Source organism: Porphyromonas loveana (assembly GCF_003096695.1).
Taxonomy (GTDB): Bacteria; Bacteroidota; Bacteroidia; order Bacteroidales; family Porphyromonadaceae; genus Porphyromonas; species Porphyromonas loveana.
The window spans coordinates 1-18,565 of sequence record NZ_QEKY01000014.1 but is presented as its reverse complement, the minus strand read 5'-3'; the positions used below and the strand labels follow the sequence as shown (position 1 = coordinate 18,565).

The following is an 18,565-nucleotide window of genomic DNA, read 5'->3' as shown; positions in this document are numbered from 1 at the left end:
GCCCCCTTATATAATATGGTATCGTCATTAGCCGGCAAACATATTGTCCTGGGCATCACCGGAAGCATCGCAGCATATAAGGCTGCGGTCTTGACTCGCTTGCTTATCAAGTGCGGGGCCGAAGTGCAAATCGTGATAACGCCTGCCGGTAAGGAGTTTATAACGCCGATAACGCTTTCGGCTCTGACCTCGAAGCCTGTCATCAGCGAGTTTTTCTCCGGAAGGGATGGGACTTGGAATAGCCATGTCGATCTCGGCTTGTGGGCTGATGCCGTGGTGATAGCGCCTGCCACAGCCTCCACGATCGGTAAGATGGCTCATGGCATAGCAGACAATATGTTAGTGACGACCTATCTGTCGGCTAAAGCTCCCGTCTTCGTTGCGCCGGCAATGGATCTGGACATGTTCAGACATCCGAGTACACAAGGCAATCTTGACATACTCCGCTCCTATGGCAATCATATCATTGAGCCTGCGGAGGGCGAACTGGCCAGTCACCTCGTCGGAAAAGGGCGAATGGAGGAGCCGGAACGCATCGTGGAAATTCTCGAAACCTTCTTTGCGCAAGATTCAGAGAAGCCTTTGCTCGGCAAGAAGGCATTGGTAACTGCCGGGCCTACATACGAGAAATTGGATCCCGTACGTTTTATCGGCAACTACTCTTCGGGCCGAATGGGCTATTGTGTGGCCGAACGTTTGGCTGAGCTCGGAGCGAGCGTGACGCTTGTCTCTGGTCCCACGTCGTTAGAACCCGCTGTCGGAGGCATTGACCTCGTCCGTGTGGAAAGTGCGGTGGAGATGTTGGAGGCTTGTCGGGCTCCTTTCCTCGATGCAGACATCACTGTCCTTTCGGCTGCAGTGGCGGATTATCGCCCGATGGAACAAGCAGAGACGAAAATGAAGCGTGAGACGAAAGGAGACTTCGACCTCCGATTGACGGCCAATCCCGATATTGCTGCTACGTTGGGAGCAACGAAACGCTTCGGTCAGCGCATGATCGGCTTTGCCTTGGAGACGGATAGGGGAGAGGAAGAAGCTATGCGCAAGATGAAAGCGAAGCAGTTGGATGCAATCGTCCTCAATTCTCTCTCCGACAAAGGAGCAGGCTTCGGCGGAACGACGAACAAGGTCACCATCTTCGATAGCCAAGGACGTGCGACCAGCTACCCCTTGAAGAGTAAAAAAGAAGTAGCCAAGGATATTGTGGACTATATAATGGGATTGGGATGAGAACGAGACTGTGGTGGTATTTGTGTGTGCTTTTTTTCTTCTCCACCACCTCTGTGGCCGGACAGGAACTGAATGCCAAGGTGACTGTGAACGGCGAGCGCCTCGGAAGCAACGCCAATATGGAAACGTTGAAAACCTTGGAGCGCCAACTCAATGACCTCCTCAATCTGACCCGATGGACGAATGCTACGTTTAGTTTCGCCGAGCGGATCGACTGTTCCTTTACGCTCAATCTAACCGAGGTGAAAGATGAGAGTCAGTACAAGGCCGAACTCTTGATCACCTCGCGTCGTCCTGTGTACAATTCTTCCTATTACTCTCCGCAGATCATGTGGCGCGATCAGGAAGTCAATTTCGAATACAATCAATTTGATCCCATTGAGTATAACGAGACCGATATACAGAGCAATCTCGTTGCCTCCGTTGTCTTTTACGCTTACTACATCCTTGCCGTCGATTTCGATAGCTTCAGTCTGTTGGGAGGTAATGCAGCTCGTTCTACGATGCGGCAGATTGTGGCTCGGGCACAAGCCAAGCAGGATTGGAATGGCTGGAAGGCTTTCGAAAACAATCGGAATCGCTACGCCCTTGCCGAAGCGATGAACGATGCGGAGATGGAGCCCTTGCGCCGTTTTTGGTACGAGTATCACCGACGCGCGTTGGACGAAATGGTGGCTAATGCCACCCGCGGACGGACGACGGTGATCGAACTCCTGCCTTTGCTGGAAACTGTTTACAAGGCTCGTCCCATGTCGCCGTTGTTTTCTGTCTTTGCTTCGGTGAAATTGGACGAAGTCGTCAGTATCCTGTCCAAAGCCAATGCTGCCGAGAAGCAAGACGCCTATAAACTCCTCAACAAGGTCTTCCCGACGCAGGACAACAAACTCAAACCTCTCAAAAACTAATTCTCTCTCAGGGATGTTGGCCTCGCTGCATATCGCTAATTACGTTCTCATTGATAACCTTGATATCGAATTAGCTCCTAACTTTTCTGTCATCACGGGAGAGACGGGGGCGGGTAAGAGTATCCTCCTCGGAGCGTTGGGCCTTCTCATCGGCCAGCGTGCCGATACATCAGCCATAGCGCCGGGAAAAGATCGCTGTGTCGTAGAAGGGCGTTTCACCGGATTTGATCCTGAAATAGAGACAGTGCTCGATCGCTACGACCTCGACTTCGATGCAGAGGAATGTGTGATACGACGCGAGATCTCCACCAAAGGCAAGAGCCGCGCTTTTGTCAATGACAGTCCCGCTCCGCTCACAGCCCTTCGCGAATTGTCCGATTTCCTCATCGACATCCATTCGCAGCACAAGAATCTCCTCCTCGGAGACAGCTATTTCCAACTCAACGTCCTCGACATATACAGCGGCAAACCCGAGCTGTCGGATGCCTATCGTACAGCCTATCGAGCTTATATGACGAAGAAAAAGCAACTCGAAGAACTTCGCGCTGCTGTCGCTGCGGCCGATTCGGAGCGAGACTATCTGCAGTTTCGTTACGAACAGTTGGAGAATGCACACCTCCTTTCGGGCGAAGAAACGCAGCTCCAAGAAGAGCAGCAACGTCTCACCCATGCTCTCGATATCAAACGCGAACTGAGTCGTTCCTATGCGCTGATGTCCGACGATGAGCAGGGACTTTTGCTCGGGCTTCATCGTGCCGACGATGCGCTTGCTGCTATCGAGAAGTATTATCCCGATGCCTCTGCTTATCGACAGCGACTACAGGAAATGCGTATCGAGATGAGCGACATAGCCTCGGATCTCGGTCGCAGAGCGGACGATCTCTCTTACGAGCCGGAGCGTCTGGCCGAAATAACGGAGCGTCTCGATCTGATCCACTCCCTCTTGCATCGCTATGGTGCCGATACCACCCAAGCGCTCATCGCCATCCGTGACGAACTGGGCGAACGACTCGCAAGCATCACGGCAGGGGCTGACGACATAGCCCGTCTGGAGGGTGACGTCCGGGCGTTGCATCAAGATGTATTGGCACGAGCTGCCGAGCTTACCGCCGAGCGGCTCCGCTCTGCAGAAGCTGTGGAGGAGGCTCTCAGCCGGACGCTCAGCCTGTTGGGCATGCCGCAGGTGCGCTTCAGCGCCGCAGTCCTGCCTGCCGAACCCGGTACGCATGGGGCGGACAAGGTGGAATTTCTCTTCTCTGCCAATAAGCAGATACCCCCCGAACCCGTGGCGCAGATAGCATCGGGTGGCGAAATAGCCCGTCTCATGCTTGCACTCAAAGCGCTTATCGCCGACCGTCTTTCGCTCCCGGCCATCGTTTTCGACGAGATAGACTCCGGCGTCTCAGGCGACATTGCCGACCGCATGGGGCGCATCATGGAGCAGATGGGATGCGGTATGCAAGTCATCGCCATCACGCACCTGCCGCAGATAGCAGCGCGGGGGGCACATCATTATTTCGTCTATAAGGAAGAGACAGACGAGCGCACGCATACATTTATCCGCGAGCTCTCCCCTTCTGAGCGTGTAGAGGAAATCGCCCGGATGCAAAGCGGCAATAATCTCACGGCCGTGGCTCTGGCCGCAGCACAACAACTTCTCGAAAAATGAAAAACGATACCCTCATTTTCGGCCTACACTCCGTTGCAGAAGCATTCGAAGCTGGCAAGGAGATCGATAAGATCTTCATCCGAAGAGGTCTCAAAACCGAACAAACCGACTCCATCCTGCGTCTGGCTGCCGAGCGCACCGTGCCCGTCTTGCACGTCCCTGCAGAGAAGCTCGACAGGCTCACGACGAAGAATCACCAAGGCATCGTGGCCATCCTCTCGGCCATCGAATACACGCATCTGGAGCAACTCCTGCCGATGCTCTACGAGGAGGGCAAGTCGCCGTTTCTCTTACTTCTGGACGGGATTACCGATGTGCGCAACTTCGGTGCCATAGCTCGCACGGCCGAGTGTGCAGGGGTCGATGCCATCATCATCCCCGAGCGCGGAAGCGTGTCGGTCGGCGGCGATGCCATCAAGACCTCCGCCGGCGCCTTGCACCGCATCCCCGTCTGTCGCGTGTCGTCCATCCCGAGCGCCATTCGCTCGCTGCAGGAGTATGGTGTGCGCGTAGTCGCCACCTCCGAGAAGGCCGAGCGGCTCTATACCGATGCCGAGCTGGAACTTCCTCTCGCCATCGTGATGGGAGCCGAAGACGTGGGGCCGAGTGCCGACACGCTGCGGCTCAGTGACGACATCGTCGCCATTCCGCAGGTAGGCACCATCGGTTCGCTCAACGTATCCGTCGCAGCCGGCATCGTCGTGTACGAAGTGTTGCGTCGCAAACTGCTCAACCCATCTGTTTAATCAACGAATAAAAACAACCAAACACAATGAAAAAAGTAATCAGTACGAAGAATGCTCCGGCCGCCATCGGCCCTTATAGTCAGGCAGTCATGGTAGGCAATATGCTCTTCTCTTCGGGCCAACTCGGTCTGGATCCCGCTACGGGCGACTTTGCCCCGGGTGGCGTTACCGAGCAGACGGAGCAGGTGTTCCGCAACATTCATGCCATCCTCGCCGAGGCCGGTCTCACGACGGCACATATCGTCAAGACGACTTGTTTCTTGGCCGACATGGGCGATTTTGCAGCCATGAATGCTGTGTATGAGAAGCAGTTCAGCGGACAGTTCCCCGCTCGCTCGGCGGTAGCCGTGAAGACGCTGCCGAAGAACGGTCTCGTCGAAATCGAATTCGTCGCCGTTCAGGACTAAGCGGACACTTATTCGTTTGCCATTCGCCTACAGGCTGCGCCGGCGGGGAGTCATTCCCCACGGCGCAGCCTGTGCTTTTTGGGGGAGGGGTGCGGAGAGCTCCGATTATTCCGATTCTTTTTGCTTTGACAGCATGCTCGCAAACGCTCTGCCCGAGCGGAATGCAGTAATGCGTTGCAGTATGATTCTTGTTCAAGAACAAGCTGCACAGATCGATTGTAGCCTGATTTTAGTCTCATGTCCTTTACATGGAGGCATTGTAGCCTGATTTTAGTCCCAAATCATTTGCAAAATACGATTGTAACTTGATTTTGGTTCAAATACTTTTGCAGGGCATCATTGTAGCTTGATTTTTGGCTCATGCAGCATATATTTTTATCTTTGTAGTCTGAATTTTGATCTTTGCAAATGGATTGAGACGATTGTAGTATGATTTTCATCTCCTGCAAGCTGCATGGCATCATTGTAGCCCGATTTTCGTCTCGTGCCAATAATTTGAAAACAGAGTAGCATGATTCTGTCTCCGTGCAGATGGCATAGAGCCATTGCCGTTCGATTTTAGATCGGGAAATAGATTGTTTGACCCTCGTATAAAAACAAATACTAAAGAGGATATGAAAGTAGAGTATTTCTCCATTACGCGACTCCAAAATTTGGAGCATTATCGCTTCGCCAAGAATGTGCTGACCCTCTGCCGACAAGCGAATATCGCGAAGCTGAATTTGGTGCTCGATCCGCTGGAAAAAGCCATTGCGCAGGAAGATTTGGCTCTGAATCCACCCATATCGGACGAAATGACGCCGACGATTATCTCCTTCGACAGCGAACGAATCGCGGCGTATCAATCGATCAGGTGGCGCATTCGTTCTTATACGATCGATAGCGACGGCAAGCTCCGTGAAGCTGCCAAGAAGGTAGAAGAGATCATGCACCGATATGGCAATCTGAACCGGATGAATTATGACAAGAGGACGGCTGCCATCGAGAATTTCCTCACCGACATCAAGGAGAGTTCCATCCAATCATTAGTTCGGAAGCTCTCCGTCGAGTCCGCCCTCAAGCGTTTGGAGGAAGCTAATACGGCCTTTGCCGATTCTTTTCTCAAACGATTAAATTCGGACTATCGTCGAGGCAATAATATCAAACCTCATCGAGCCGAGACGGATCGTTGTCTCGCTGCCGTTACGCTTCGCATGCAATCCATCGACGACCTGGAGCCGAGTGCCACCATTACGACGCTCATCAGTCTATACAATCGACTCGTCTCCAACCGTCGTGTGCTTCTCGCCCGTCGCACTGCTTTTGGCGATGCAGCGACGCAGAAACGGCGCGAAGAAATCGAAAAGCTGCTCGCGCCCAAGCTCGCCGAGCTGGTCCGTGAAGAAGTCGCTTCGGCCATCTTTGCGGGGCGCACCATCGGCAAGGGAAAGGCTCGCCATTACCTCGTTACGATCATCGCAGCCAACGGAGACGAGCGGGAGGAATGGTGCCGAGTGGAGCAGGACGAGCTCGTCTTCGTCCCCGAAGAGCAATTGCCCAAACCGAAGAAAAAGAAGAAGCCTGTCCATAACGTTATCCTGCCGGCTACGCCTTCCGCTTCGTCGCCGAGCGCGGGCGGTCACGACGCAGGAGCGGAAGGCTCCATCGGCGGAGGCCTGTGACGCAGCTCGCGCCCCGATGTGGCGGGGCCTCGTGTGCACGGATTTAAGCCCGCGACAAATGCTCAATCACACATAATAAGTATTACTTTTGCACCAAGCAGGACGAGAGCCACGTGTCGTGCATGTCGAGGCGCAGATGCTCGGGGCAAAAATTACGGAGAGATTAACACTACAGCATACGTAAAAGATGAACAACGAAAACAACTTTTCTGTCTTCTCGGGTACCAAGTCGCGTTACCTTGCAGAGAAGATTTGCAACAGTCTGGGTTGCCCGTTGGGGCGCATGAATATCGAGCATTTCGCCGATGGCGAATTTGCCGTTTCTTATGAGGAAAGCATCCGCGGTCGCGATGTCTTCCTCGTGCAGTCCACCTTCCCTTCGGCTGACAACCTCATGGAGCTGCTCCTGATGATCGACGCCGCCAAGCGTGCCTCTGCTCACTACATCACAGCCGTTATCCCCTACTTCGGATGGGCGCGACAGGACAGAAAGGACAAGCCGCGTGTATCCATCGGTGCCAAGCTGATAGCCGACTTGCTCAGCAAGGCCGGTATCACCCGCCTCATCACGATGGACCTCCATGCCGATCAGATCCAAGGCTTCTTCGACGTGCCGGTGGATCACCTCTACGGCTCCTCTGTTTTCATCGAGCATATCCGTAAGAATATGTCGCTCGAGAACCTCGTTGTGGCTACGCCCGACGTAGGCGGTACCAAGCGTGCCAATAGCTATGCCAAGCACCTCGGCGTGCCGATGGTGATCTGTCACAAGAGCCGCCTCAAAGCCAACGAAATCGCCGAGATGCGTATCATCGGTGACGTCAGCGGCAAGGATGTGCTGCTCGTGGACGACATCGTGGACACGGCAGGCACCATCACCAAGGCTGCCGACCTGATGATGAGCAACGGCGCGCGCAGCGTCTCTGCCATCGCCAGCCATGCCGTGATGAGCGATCCCGCATCGATGCGTGTGGATCAGTCCAGTCTGCGTGAGATGATCTTCACGGACTCCATCCCCTATCCGCATAAGTGCGAGAAAGTAAAGGTGCTCTCCGTGGCCGATCTTTTCGCCGAGGCGATTCGCCGCGTATGCTGCCACGAGTCCATCACGACTCTCTACTCTTTCTAAAAAAACCGTCCGTCGCTCCGGGACTCTTTCGGAGCAGTGCTGCAGAGTTGACACTCCGCCGCTGATCGGACAAGATACTTCTCAGTATGACTGACAGTCCTGCCTCGGATCGCAAGAAGCTACGTTGGAGACGCATCCTCTTCTGGGTGCTGATCTCTCCACTATTGCTCGTGCTACTCGTGGCAGGACTTCTTTATGTCCCTCCCGTACAGCAATGGGCAGTGGAGATAGCAGCGCGCAAGGCCTCCGAAGCCACCGGTATGCAGATCGGTGTAGGGCGGATCCGGTTGGGCTTCCCGTTGCACCTCTCTCTCCGCGACATCACAGCCATTCAGGCCGACGGCGACACGTTGGCCGACATCGGCCGAGTGCGTCTGCAAGTCTCCTTCCTGCCCCTCCTGCACAAACAGGTAGAGGTGCCGGAGCTGGGCCTATATGATGCATCCATCCACTATAAAGACAGCCTCGGACTCACCGACCTGAAGCTCAAAGCCGCTCTGATCGAGGGCGCACACATAGCTCTCGACCCCGCAAGTAAGCGCATGGGCTTGGGACAATGGCAACTGTCCGATGCCGACGTCGTCTTCTATAGTGCGGACACAACGGCTGCCGATACGGCCAAGAAAGAGCCTTTCGACTGGCAGCTTGCTCTCGACCGAATCGATCTCAACCGCGTCACCGCGCGGGTGGAAATGCCCCTCGACAGCTTATACCTCAAGACCTACATCGGGCAAGCCGCCGTGGCCGATGCCAAGATGGACGTAGCCGATATGCTCTACAACGTTGGGATGGTGGAGATAGGGGGCGGGACGAATCTCACTTACGACACGGATGACTCCACGCCCATGCCCGATGCCTTCGACTATCGTCACATCGGGCTGAGCGCTGTGGCCTTGCAAGCCAAGGATATTTGTTTCCACGATGGCGATTTGGAGCTCCGGATCGTTAACGGGTCCTTGCGCGAACGCGATCGTCTGACGCTGCGACGTCTCTCGGGCAATTATCGGATGGATGACTTCGGCATCTATCTCTCCCGCTTCGCCTTGGATACGGAGAACAGCCGTATTTCCTGCGATGCCCGACTGCCGTGGAGCCTTTTCGATAAAGATCCGACTGCCGTGATGGAATTGGACCTCGAAGCTTCGTTGGACTTGGAGGATATTCACTATCTGGCAGGCGAAAACTTCCAACTCCCTTCGCGCAGACTTGTACGCTATCCCGAGACGCCCATATCAATTGCTATATCGACTTTCGGCTCGCTTGACGAACTGACCGTGGAGCATATGTCCCTCTTCTGGGAAGGAATGGCCGATATGGACGGTGGCGGTCTCTTCACCAAAGTCCTCGACGACCGTCGCCGTGCCGGCAATTTTACACTCAATGTCGGATTTCATCAGAATGCTTCGGGCCTTTTGGCTTTCTATGACAAAGCGTTGTACGAACGGTTTGCCATACCGGCGGGTATGACTGTCGCTGCCGAGCTCAACATCCGCCGCGGTATGTATAGCGGTAAGGTGACGCTTACGGAACGCTCCGGCAGCATCAGTCTGGACGGGGATTATATCATGGGCTCGGATAAGTATCGTGCCGATATGCGGGTGGACGGGTTGGACCTTCGTGCCTTTATGCCCAAGGACAGCATCGGACCGGTCGTGGCTACGCTCCATGCCGAGGGGCGAGGTTTCGATCTTTTCAATACCAAGAACGTGGCGCAGGCCAACGTTTCGATCCACACCCTTGACTGGAAGGGGTACAAGCTCGACAGCATCACCTTCGATGCGGCACTGGAGAAGGGGAGTCTCTTCGCTTCGTTCAATAGTACCAATTCCCTCCTCAACGGCAGTATACAGTTGGATGCCCTGTTGGGTAGGAACCTGCTCGACGGTTCTGTCATGGTGCGGATGGACTCGGCGAACTTCAATGCGCTGGGACTTGCCGATACCACCTTCTCCACAAACTTCATCCTCGAAGGGCATCTCAAGAGCGACCTCGACCAAACGCACCGATTCGAAGCCTCGATGCCCAAGTGTTTCATGCGTCTGGAGCGCTATCGTGTCAATCTGGACCGAATAGACATTTTGGCCGATACCGACCCCGACAGCATCCGTCTCGATGTTTCCTCCGGAGACTTGAAGATGGCTCTCCGTGTGGGCGAAGGCATCAATGCTGTGACAGCCATATCCGAATCTCTGGGCAAAAAGATGGAAGCCATGCGCAGCGACTCCATCCACCGCTTGCGACTATCCGAAGTTATCCGAGAGTTGCCTCACACCTCCTTCACGATGGAAGCCAGGCGTTACAATCCGCTTCGCGACTATATGGAGGTGAACGGGATGATCTTCTCCACCATCCAAACGCAACTGACGGCAACGCCCGAGAGGGGATTGGAGGGTTTTGTGGAGATGCAGGGTTTCCAGCGCGACACGATTCGTATCGATCGCATTCGTCTCGATTTGGCCACGCTGTCCCAGTACGGCGTACTCTCGCCCGACTCGGTTGAACTCGCCTATGTGCCGGACTCCATCCTCAATAGCTATGATCGGGTGCTGCGCCTGACGCTCTCCGTGGACAAGAGTCGCTATCGTCGCCAGCCGGCTATGTACGGCCGGATAGTGGCCGACGCTACGCTCCAAGGCGTCGACGTGCGACTGAGTCTCGCCGACGGAGCCAAGCAGGAAGCCTATCGTCTCGGTTTGCACGGCTTCTGGAATGAAGGGGGCATGGGGATCAATGTCATGGATACCGAACCGGTCGTATTGGCGTACAACCATTTTACCGCCAATGAAAACAACCGCATCTTCTATCGCAGTAGCGACGAACGACTCTTTGCCAATCTGGAGCTGACGAGCGCGGACAAGCAGTATCTGTCCGTCTTCACCACCGATACCATTGCGGATATGGAGGAGATCAACGTCAATATCCGCAACCTGCGTCTGCAGCAATACGCACGTTTGACTCCGCTCCCCGATATGGCCGGCAGTCTCTTCGCTTATGCCCGTCTGTCGCGTACGGGCGGAGCAGGCGGCACTCTCACCGCGACGGGCGACGTTTCGGTCAACAACCTTGCATACGAGGGCAAGCCCATCGGCAACATCGCCTCGTCTCTCTTCTATGAACCACGAAATAACGACTCGCATTACCTCACCGCCGAAATTAGTTACAACGGAAATCCAGCTCTCAATATCGATGGCATCTATCACGCCGAGGACCGCAACAACAACTTCGATATCAAGGCCATGCTCAACGGCTTCCCGCTGGCCATCGCCAATCCTTTCATAGGAGCCGAGCGCGGGTCTCTTGCCGGCTTCATGGATGGAGAACTGGAGATCAAAGGCAAGGCAGATGCTCCGCTGATCGATGGCAATCTGGCCATGCGCAAGGCTTCGTTCTTCTCTCCGATGGTGGGTAATACTTTCTACTTCTCGGAAAAACCGTTGGTGTTCGATCGGCACAAACTGATCTTCGACAACTATCTGGTACATGCCCGACAGAATGAGAAGGAAGGCCTCAGTGTGGATGGGGAGATCATCCTCACCGGAGCCAGAGCCATGACGGCAGCTTTGCAAGTCAAAGCAGATAATATGACGATGCTCAACTCTAAGAAGAGCCAGAGCGATCTCCTATACGGCAAGCTCATAGCCTCAACAAATCTCTTGCTGCGCGGGCCGTTGGATGCGATGACGATTCGTGGTTCGCTGGACATCCACGGAGGCACTTCGTGTACCTATGTATATACGGATGTGGACCTCGGAACCGAGAGTATGATGGGCGATGTGGTGAGCTTCATTGACTTTAGCGATACGATCGTCATGCCTTCGCAGTCCGATATAGACAAAGAGAGGACGTTCGGCGGTATGGATCTGTTGCTCCGCATCCATATCGATCCGGTGGTGGAGTTCGGGGTAGATCTTTCGTCCGGTACTCAAGATCGTTTGGATCTGCAGGGTGGCGGCGACCTTTCTTTCTCAATGCCGGCTTTCGGTGAGATGAGTATGACTGGACGTTATGAAATGAGCGGGGGAGGTAAGATGGTCTATACCCTTCCCGTCGTGGGCAAGCAAGTCTTCACCATCGATCCGTCCAGCTATGTGCAGTGGAGCGGCAACGTACAAGACCCGTATGTCAATTTCAAGGCCGTGCAACGAGTGCGTGCCGATGTGATGGACGGTGGCAATAAGACGACCCGCAAGGTGAACTTCGACGTGGGTGTCATCGTCAAAGAGACACTCACGCATATGGATTTGGCCTTCGATGTGGAGGCTCCCGAGGATATTACCATTCAGTCTCAGCTACAAGGGATGGGAGCCGAAGAGCGATCCAAGCAGGCTATCGGCCTGTTGGCCACGGGTACTTATTTGGCCTCTCAGTCGGCCGGGTTTAGCTTCGACAATGCGCTCAGCAGCTATGCGCAGGGTATGATCAATAGTGCCCTCGGCAAGGTGTTCGAGGGTTCGGGTCTGAACATCGGTATGGAGAATCATGACGGCACAGACGGCTCCGGCACCTACACCGACTTCACCTACAGCTTCAGCAAGCAGTTCTATAACAACCGCATCCGTGTGGTCATAGGAGGAGCTGTCGCTTCCGGTTCGAACATCCCGACGAATAAGGACAGGAGTTTGGTGGACAACGTGGCTCTGGAGTATCGCTTGGATCAGGCCGGAGCACAGCACCTCAAGCTCTTCCACAAGAAAAATAACGAGAACCTCCTCGAAGGAGAAATCACCGAGACGGGTGTGGGTTACGTGATCAGTAGGAAGTTGGCACGCTTGTCCGATCTTTTCCGCTTCGGGAATAAAAAGAAAGAGACGAAGCCCTCGACGACGGTCGAAGCGCTCAAGCCAAAAGAGGAGACGACAGCCATCCCTGAAGAGGCTGCTAACTGATTGTAACCCTATCCGATATGAAACGAATCCGGCAAATATCCGCCCTATGCCTTTTGATTATGTTGGCCGTGGCTTGTTCGACGACGAAGCATCTGCCCGAAGGCGAACAGTTATACATCGGGATGGGCAAGACGCAGATCAACCAATTGGACAAGAGTCATGCCGGACAGCAAGCCCTTTCCGAGGTCGAGGCAACGCTCAAGGTGGTGCCCAACGGTGCTATATTCGGTAGCACCAGTGCATCGCTGCCGAAAGTTCCCTTCGGTATGTGGATTTACAACAGCTTTGTAGGCGATTCTTCGGTTATCTCCAAATGGATATTCGACAAGTTTGCCGCCAAACCCGTCTTCATCAGCCACGTCAAAGCCAACAATCGGTCGAAGGTGGCCACGAATATTCTTCGCGAGCACGGCTACTTCAATGCCGGAGTGGAAAGCCTCATCACTACGTTGCCTAAAGATTCTCTCAAGGCCAAAGTGACCTATACGATTGATATGGGTGCGCCTTATCGGTATGACAGCATCATCCCGTTGCCGGTCACAACTTTCCCCGACAGTATCCTTGCTCGCAGAGCAAGTCCGTCGCTTATTCGCAAAGGGGATCAGTTCAGTCTGGCCAGACTGCAGGAAGAACGGCAGACGATCAGCTCCATGCTGCGAGACAACGGTTACTACTTCTTCCGATCGCAGGACATTATATACGAAGCCGATACCCTCCTTGTCCCGGGTGCAGTGACCCTGCGCACCAAACTGTCTCCAGAAACATCTCCTCAAGCCTTGCATCCGTGGCGGATCGGTAAGCGCACGACCGTGCTGTTGGGGCAGAATGCGGAGCCGCCTACAGACTCGCTCGTAGTCGGTGATATGCAGATTTTCTACCACCATAAGATGCCGGTGCGCCCGAATGTCTTGGCCGAGCGTTTTCGTTTCTTCTCCGGCAATCTGTACCGACAGACGGACGAGGATGTGACGCGCAAGTCCTTGGCTCGTCTCGGAGCTTTCTCTGTTATTGATCTTAATTTCTCCCGTCGCGACTCCCTGTCCGATACGCTCGATGTGCGCCTCCTCACGACCCTCGACAAGCCGTGGGATGCATCGTTGGAAGCGTTGTTCAAGACTAAGAGCAATGACTTCATCGGCCCTGGACTCAATTTTACACTGGCTCGTCGCAATGTGTTTGGCGGAGGAGAGAATCTCTCATGGAATATAGGTGGCTCATACGAATGGGAAACGACAAGCCGCCCCGAAGGCAGTAGCAATAGCTTTATCGACATCAATTCGTATAGCTTGTCCACAGGTCTCAATCTCTCTTTCCCCTCCATCGTTTTCCCCGGATTGCTAGATCGGTATTACTATTACCCCACGACGACCACGTTCCAAGTATCGGCATCGGCGCTCAACAGAGCGCATTACTTCAGCATGTATTCGTTCGGATTCTCTGCCAACTATGAGTTCCAGCCCTCCAAGGAGCACCGTCATAATATCATCCCGTTGAAGTTCAGCTACAATATGTTGGGCAATCAGAGCGAGGCTTTCCAGACCATCACGGCAGACAATCCGCCCCTCTTGCTTAGTCTCCAGAGTCAGTTTGTCCCTCAGATGGGCTACACCTATACCTTCAATCGCTCCACCTCCGCGAAGAGTCCGCACCAACTTTGGATGCAGTTTGGTCTATACGAAGCGGGCAACCTCCTCAATCTTGTCTATCTCGCAGCCGGCAAGAAATACAATGAGACGAAGAACTTTATCGGAGTACCCTTCTCGCAGTTTATCAAAGCCACCGGAGAGGTACGATATACCTATATAATCGACCGCAATCAGTCGTTGGCCACACGCGTCGGTTCGGGCATTATCTACAGCTATGGGAATATGAAGGTGGCTCCGTATAACGAACAGTTCTATGTGGGCGGTGCCAATAGTATTCGAGCCTTTACCGTGCGCAGTATCGGTCCGGGCCGATTCGTGCCCAATGCCGACAACCTTTATTCCTATCTGGATCAGGTGGGAGAATTCAAGTTAGAGGCCAATGTGGAGTATCGCGGCAAGCTCTTCGGCGATTTGCACGGAGCTGTTTTTCTGGATGCAGGCAACATTTGGCTGTTGAGTGAGGATCAAACGCGTCCGGGCGGTTCGCTTGCTGAAGTCGGATCGATTGGTAATTTCCTTAATAGTATTGCCCTGGGCACCGGCGTTGGAGTGCGCTATGATCTCACCTTCCTTGTCGTTCGTTTCGATGTGGGTTTTGGTCTCCATATGCCCTACAATACGGGCAGGAAGGGCTACTACAATATCCCTCGTTTTAAGGATGCTATAGGATATCATTTTGCAGTAGGCTATCCCTTCTAATTCGGTTACGTTATAAAGGGCGACCTGCTGCGTTGCTTTCGAGCCACGGGTTCGGTCATATACTCAAGTATACTCCCTTCTCCCTTGCTCTCAGCGCCTTGCATCTCAAAACCTTCCTTCGAGGCTGATCTACAAAATAATAAAGAGACGGACAATCTGATGATTGTCCACCTCTTTCTGTGAACCGCCTGGGGTTCGAACCCAGGACCCCATCCTTAAAAGGGATGTGCTCTACCTACTGAGCTAGCGATTCAGCCTTAAAAGCGCTCCGCTTTGCAGAAACGCGGTGCAAATGTAATCATTATTCCGGTTTGTCCAAGTAATTGTCCGTTTTTTTCTCCCCCGAGGCCATCTTTTTGACCCTCTCTATGGCCTTCCTTTTCGCGATCCTGTCCTCATCCTCTTCTTTGATGAATTCGGGATCTTCGAGGACATAACGCTTATAGATCGAATAGAGAGACATGGTCAGTGGCAAGGCAACGAAGAGCCCGAAGAAGCCCATGAGGCTGCCCCACACAGAGATCGAGAGCAGGATCATGGCTGGGGACATGCCCATTTTTCTTCCCATGATATTCGGCGTCAGTATCGTGTCCTGTATCACCTGCACGGCCATCAATACACCGAATGCAAGAGCCAGTATAACGAAGAAATTCTGCCCCGTTTGGGCGGCTTTGAGCAGCGAGAGGAAGATGATGGGGACTATCCCTACAATCTGGAGATAAGGGATCAGATTGAGCAAGCCGATGAAAAGCCCGAGCGTAATACCCAACGGGAAATCAATGATCTTGTAGCCAATAGACAGCAATATGCCCACAGACAGGGCTATCAATGCTTGTCCGCGGAAATAGCTGTTCATGTAGCCGTCCACATCGTTGATGATGCTTTTCACACGTCCTCGGTGACCCAGCGGGAATAGTCGGACGAAGCCTTGGGCGAGCTTTTCGTAGTCGAACAGAATAAAGATGAAGTACAGCAATGCAATGAAGGCCACAGTCGTGTAGCTGAAGATGCTAATCGTGCCGGATACGAGTTTGCCGACTTGTGTGAGCAGCTCACGACCGGTCTCTATCAGATTCTCATGCGAGATATTGCGGAAGAGATCATTGAGGTTTCCTTCGAGCAGCTTACGCACTTGTGGTGGCAGCATATTCAGCAGATTCTCATCAATGTTGTACTGCTGGAGCATGATGATCGTCTTGTTCACCTCCTCCTGTACAGCCGGCACGAGTGAAAGAACAGCAGTGACGACCAATGCCGATAATAATGCCAGCACCACGATTACCGACAGAAAGCGAAACTTCAGATGGAGCCGATACTGCACGAATCGCACAAGAGGCATCAGCACATAAGCGAATATCCACGACAAGCAGAAAGGTATGAGGATTCCCCTCAGGCCATAGACCACAGCCATGATCCCTCCTACCAGTAAGAGGATGAAGAATACGCGAACCGTGCGATCAAACGTGAACTCTTTGTCAAAAAAACCTCTCATAAGCTATCATCGATTAGGCGGTGTGAGTAATAATGTCCTGTAAAATAATTTTTTTTTGCGACTCATCCGGTCTTTTCGGGGAAACAGCGGGTGTAGAGCTTACTTCTTCCTGTTGTTTCTGGCGCGTCGGCGTCGGTCCGGCAATGCTCCCCCTCGGTCGCCTTTGTCACCACCGTGTTCTCTTCCTTTGTTGCCCTCCGGCCTTCCGCTGCGGCGGGATCGACGCTTCTGTGGCTCATAGGCCGGCGTCTCGCCCAGTTCGGCATCGATCGGCAATTTGTACACGGTCTTGCCGAGGAACGATTCGATCTTGTGGAAGTCCGATTGCTCCTCTTCCGATACGAAAGTAATGGCCAGCCCCTCCCCGTTTGTGCCACGAGCCGTACGTCCTATGCGGTGCACATAGTCCTCGGGATCGTGTGGGATGTCGTAGTTGATGACTACGCGTATATTGTCGATGTCGATACCGCGAGCCACTATGTCTGTAGCCACGAGTACATCCACATATCCGTTCTTGAAGTCGCGCATCACCTGTTCGCGCTGAGTTTGTTCCAGATCGGAATGCATATCCGCCACATTGAAGCCCATCTTACGCAATGTAGCCGTCAGCTCACGCACTTTGAGTTTGGCCGAGGCGAAGATGATCGTGCGCTTCGGAGCCGACTCTTCGAAGAGCCGGCGGAGGATGGGTAGCTTCTGTGCCTCGTGACAGATGTATGCGCTCTGCATGATGCTCTCCGGCGGACGGCTGATGGCGATCTCCACTTCTACCGGATCTTTCAGGATGGATGCGGCCAGCTTGCGGATCTTCGGAGGCATCGTCGCCGAGAACATCACCGTCTGACAGCTCTCCGGCAGTTGTTTGTATATCTGCATAATGTCGTCGAAGAAACCCATGTCGAGCATCCTGTCCGCCTCGTCCAAGACGAAATAGGACACGTGTGAGAGGTCGGCAGAACCGAGATTCAGGTGCGAGATCAGTCGCCCTGGCGTTGCTATCACGATATCCGCCCCCATGGCCATGCCTCTGCGTTGCTGCTCCCAGGCGATGCCGTCCGTACCGCCGTATATCGCTACGGCCGAGACGGGCATGAAGTAGGAGAAGCCCTCCACCTGTTGGTCGATCTGCTGAGCCAGTTCGCGTGTGGGAGCCATAATGACGGCATTGACTACATCGGAGGAGAACTCGCCGGTGCTCAGCCTATCCAGGATGGGGAGTAGATAAGCGGCCGTCTTGCCCGTACCCGTCTGGGCGCAAGCGATCATGTCGCGTCCCTCCAATAAGGGAGGGATCGTAGCCGCCTGTACGGGGGTCGTCTCTATGAAATTCATGGCATCGAGACCATCCAATACCTCATCTCCTAAGTCTAATTCGTCAAAACGCATATGTAATACTTATCATGTGTACCTACAAAAGTACGTCTATTCTAATTATTTATATACAACTTCCTGCTGACATGCGCATTTATCCCTTTGTGCAGTTCTGAACAGGGATATTCGGATCCTGTAGGAGGTTGTGTCATAAGGGCGAACTGCAGCATTGCTTTCGAGATTCGGGTTCGGTCATATACTTGAGTATACTCCCATCGCCCTCACTCTCAGTGCCTTGTATTTCACCCTTTCTAACACAACCTCTGAGGCTGCATCAAGATTTTCATTTTTGACACGCTCTCCTACAGACGCAGATCGTTGCTCATACGTTCCCGCTGTCTGGCGCAGTGAGGTTGGCTTTCTTTTTTCGTTTTCTGGGCTTGGGTAGTTTGGAGTCGGGCACGAGGAGGAACTGCTTGCCCTTCGCGCGGTACCAACGATCTTCTACCACTCCGTGCTCTTTTATTACTGCTATCAGGTAGCAGCGCGTCTTCCCCGTGCCGATGGAGCGCCCTGCGAATCGCGCTTCGGACAGATTTTCCACTTCTTTCAGCTCCTCCAGATGGGGACGGAGCAGTTCCTCTGTCTCCGCTTTGCGCTTGGCTGTCGCGGCAGCTCCTGTTGCAGATCGACGTTTGAGTTCGATCTTCAACTTCTGCACAAGGGCGTTATAGCGATTCACCAACGCTTCGATGGCAGCGTCAGGCTCCAGATCGAGGAGCGA

11 protein-coding genes, 1 tRNA gene and 1 pseudogene are annotated in these 18,565 nt (G+C 53.7%); 9 read left to right on the top strand and 4 right to left on the bottom strand.

Translation table 11 applies throughout. The annotated features are described in order from the left end of the window. Nucleotides 1-15: 15 nt before the first annotated feature. From coaBC to tamL, 9 genes are all read left to right on the top strand, one after another. On the top strand, nt 16-1,230 hold the full coding sequence (coaBC, locus tag C7382_RS08020) for a bifunctional phosphopantothenoylcysteine decarboxylase/phosphopantothenate--cysteine ligase CoaBC (RefSeq protein ID WP_116679769.1): 1,215 nt from the start codon (nt 16-18) through the stop codon (nt 1,228-1,230). Further along, nucleotides 1,227-2,135, top strand: coding sequence for a type IX secretion system protein PorD (gene porD, locus C7382_RS08015; RefSeq protein ID WP_116679768.1), 909 nt, complete (start codon nt 1,227-1,229; stop codon nt 2,133-2,135). The genes coaBC and porD overlap by 4 nt, the downstream gene beginning before the upstream one ends. 13 nt (nt 2,136-2,148) lie before the next feature. Beyond that, entirely contained in the window at nt 2,149-3,804 is a 1,656-nt protein-coding gene (recN, locus tag C7382_RS08010; protein WP_116679767.1) for a DNA repair protein RecN, read from the top strand. Further along, nucleotides 3,801-4,550, top strand: coding sequence for a 23S rRNA (guanosine(2251)-2'-O)-methyltransferase RlmB (gene rlmB / locus C7382_RS08005; protein WP_116679766.1), 750 nt, complete (start codon nt 3,801-3,803; stop codon nt 4,548-4,550). Before recN ends, rlmB begins: the two co-directional genes overlap by 4 nt. A 26-nt stretch (nt 4,551-4,576) precedes the next feature. Beyond that, on the top strand, nt 4,577-4,957 hold the full coding sequence (locus C7382_RS08000) for a RidA family protein (RefSeq protein ID WP_116679765.1): 381 nt from the start codon (nt 4,577-4,579) through the stop codon (nt 4,955-4,957). A 614-nt stretch (nt 4,958-5,571) separates the two neighbouring features. After that, a complete protein-coding gene (locus tag C7382_RS07995; RefSeq protein WP_116679764.1) occupies nt 5,572-6,618 on the top strand; it encodes a DUF6261 family protein in 1,047 nt (348 codons plus the stop codon). Nucleotides 6,619-6,805: 187 nt separating this feature from the next. Next, on the top strand, nt 6,806-7,747 hold the full coding sequence (locus C7382_RS07990; protein WP_116679763.1) for a ribose-phosphate pyrophosphokinase: 942 nt from the start codon (nt 6,806-6,808) through the stop codon (nt 7,745-7,747). An 86-nt stretch (nt 7,748-7,833) separates the two neighbouring features. Further along, nucleotides 7,834-12,633 (top strand): translocation/assembly module TamB domain-containing protein, encoded by a 4,800-nt coding sequence (locus C7382_RS07985; protein WP_116679762.1) that lies wholly within the window; start codon nt 7,834-7,836, stop codon nt 12,631-12,633. Between the two features lie 17 nt (nt 12,634-12,650). After that, entirely contained in the window at nt 12,651-14,978 is a 2,328-nt protein-coding gene (gene tamL, locus C7382_RS07980; RefSeq protein WP_116679761.1) for a translocation and assembly module lipoprotein TamL, read from the top strand. 180 nt (nt 14,979-15,158) lie between these two features. Here tamL and C7382_RS07975 read toward each other — a convergent pair. The 4 genes and pseudogenes from C7382_RS07975 to C7382_RS10100 all read right to left on the bottom strand — a co-directional run. Next, nucleotides 15,159-15,231: transfer RNA gene (locus C7382_RS07975), tRNA-Lys, on the bottom strand. Between the two features lie 48 nt (nt 15,232-15,279). After that, nucleotides 15,280-16,470, bottom strand: coding sequence for an AI-2E family transporter (locus C7382_RS07970; protein WP_116679760.1), 1,191 nt, complete (start codon nt 16,468-16,470; stop codon nt 15,280-15,282). A 99-nt stretch (nt 16,471-16,569) separates the two neighbouring features. After that, entirely contained in the window at nt 16,570-17,856 is a 1,287-nt protein-coding gene (locus C7382_RS07965; RefSeq protein WP_116679759.1) for a DEAD/DEAH box helicase, read from the bottom strand. A 307-nt stretch (nt 17,857-18,163) separates the two neighbouring features. Further along, nucleotides 18,164-18,565 (bottom strand): annotated as a pseudogene (locus C7382_RS10100) (DUF6261 family protein); the annotation flags it as partial.

Bases quoted from the DNA above. Each gene is read 5' to 3' on its own strand.
- porD (WP_116679768.1), top strand. From the start codon at position 1,227: ATGAGAACGAGACTGTGGTGGTATTTGTGTGTGCTTTTTTTCTTCTCC.
- C7382_RS07985 (WP_116679762.1), top strand. From the start codon at position 7,834: ATGACTGACAGTCCTGCCTCGGATCGCAAGAAGCTACGTTGGAGACGC.
- tamL (WP_116679761.1), top strand. From the start codon at position 12,651: ATGAAACGAATCCGGCAAATATCCGCCCTATGCCTTTTGATTATGTTG.
- coaBC (WP_116679769.1), top strand. From the start codon at position 16: ATGGTATCGTCATTAGCCGGCAAACATATTGTCCTGGGCATCACCGGA.
- rlmB (WP_116679766.1), top strand. From the start codon at position 3,801: ATGAAAAACGATACCCTCATTTTCGGCCTACACTCCGTTGCAGAAGCA.
- C7382_RS07970 (WP_116679760.1), bottom strand. From the start codon at position 16,470: ATGAGAGGTTTTTTTGACAAAGAGTTCACGTTTGATCGCACGGTTCGC.
- recN (WP_116679767.1), top strand. From the start codon at position 2,149: ATGTTGGCCTCGCTGCATATCGCTAATTACGTTCTCATTGATAACCTT.
- C7382_RS07965 (WP_116679759.1), bottom strand. From the start codon at position 17,856: ATGCGTTTTGACGAATTAGACTTAGGAGATGAGGTATTGGATGGTCTC.
- C7382_RS08000 (WP_116679765.1), top strand. From the start codon at position 4,577: ATGAAAAAAGTAATCAGTACGAAGAATGCTCCGGCCGCCATCGGCCCT.
- C7382_RS07995 (WP_116679764.1), top strand. From the start codon at position 5,572: ATGAAAGTAGAGTATTTCTCCATTACGCGACTCCAAAATTTGGAGCAT.
- C7382_RS07990 (WP_116679763.1), top strand. From the start codon at position 6,806: ATGAACAACGAAAACAACTTTTCTGTCTTCTCGGGTACCAAGTCGCGT.